This is a genomic window from Nocardioides montaniterrae, from assembly GCF_054782655.1.
The window spans coordinates 1-1167 of record NZ_BAAGSB010000029.1 but is presented as its reverse complement, the minus strand read 5'-3'; the positions used below and the strand labels follow the sequence as shown (position 1 = coordinate 1167).

The following is a 1167-nucleotide window of genomic DNA, read 5'->3' as shown; positions in this document are numbered from 1 at the left end:
ATTGTTATTGGATCATGGATTGATTCAGAATTTATGCTTGTACAATGGGGATTCCTATTTGATAGTCTTACTGTTTCAATGCTACTACCTGTACTTATTGTATCATCACTAGTACACCTTTACTCAATTTCTTACATGGCAGGAGATCCACATAACCAACGATTCTTTTCATATCTATCTATGTTTACTTTCTTTATGCTTGTTCTTGTAACAGGTGATAATTACTTTATTATGTTTGTAGGTTGGGAAGGTATTGGAATTTCATCATATCTACTAATTAACTTCTGGTATACTCGAATGCAAGCAAATAAGGCAGGTATGAAGGCTCTAACAGTTAACCGAGTAGGTGATATGTTCCTATCAGTAGGATTCTTTGCAATTTTCTGGGTATTTGGTAATGTAGATTATGCTTCAGTATTTTCAGTAGCTCCTTACATTAACGAAACAGCTATTACTATTATTGGACTACTACTACTAGTTGGTGCTATGGCTAAGTCTGCTAATATTCCTCTACATACATGGCTACCGGATGCTATGGAAGGTCCTACTCCAGTATCAGCTCTAATTCACGCTGCTACTCTTGTAACAGCAGGAGTATATCTAATGCTACGATCATCACCAATTATTGAATATGGTCCTACAGTACTTGTAGTAATTACATGGGTAGGGGCTCTAACAGCATTCTTTGCAGCAACAACAGGTCTACTACAAAATGATCTAAAGCGAGTAATTGCATATAGTACATGTTCACAAATGGGATATCTATTTATGGCAGTAGGACTATCACAATATAATGTAGCACTATTTCATCTAGTAAATCACGCTTTCTTTAAGGCTCTACTATTCCTAGCAGCAGGTGCAGTAATTCATGGTATGGCAGATCAACAAGATCTACGACGACTAGGAGGTCTAGTAAATTTCCTACCATTTACATATACAGCAATTCTAATTGGATCACTATCACTAATGGCACTACCATTTATGACAGGATTCTATAGTAAGGATCTAATTCTAGAAGTAGCACTAGGACAATATGAAGTATCAGGAACAATTGCTTATTGGCTTGGTACAATTTCAGCTGTCTTTACTGCTTTCTATTCATTCCGACTAGTATCTCTAACATTCTTTACAACGCCTAATGCACCTAAGGGTGATTATCTACATGCA

General features: G+C 36.3%; 1 protein-coding gene. It reads left to right on the top strand.

Annotated elements, in window-relative coordinates; all coding sequences use genetic code 11:
- The coding region (gene nuoL / locus ACYVJ3_RS16615) for an NADH-quinone oxidoreductase subunit L (RefSeq protein ID WP_460854192.1) at positions 1–1167 on the top strand (1167 nt) is incomplete at both ends.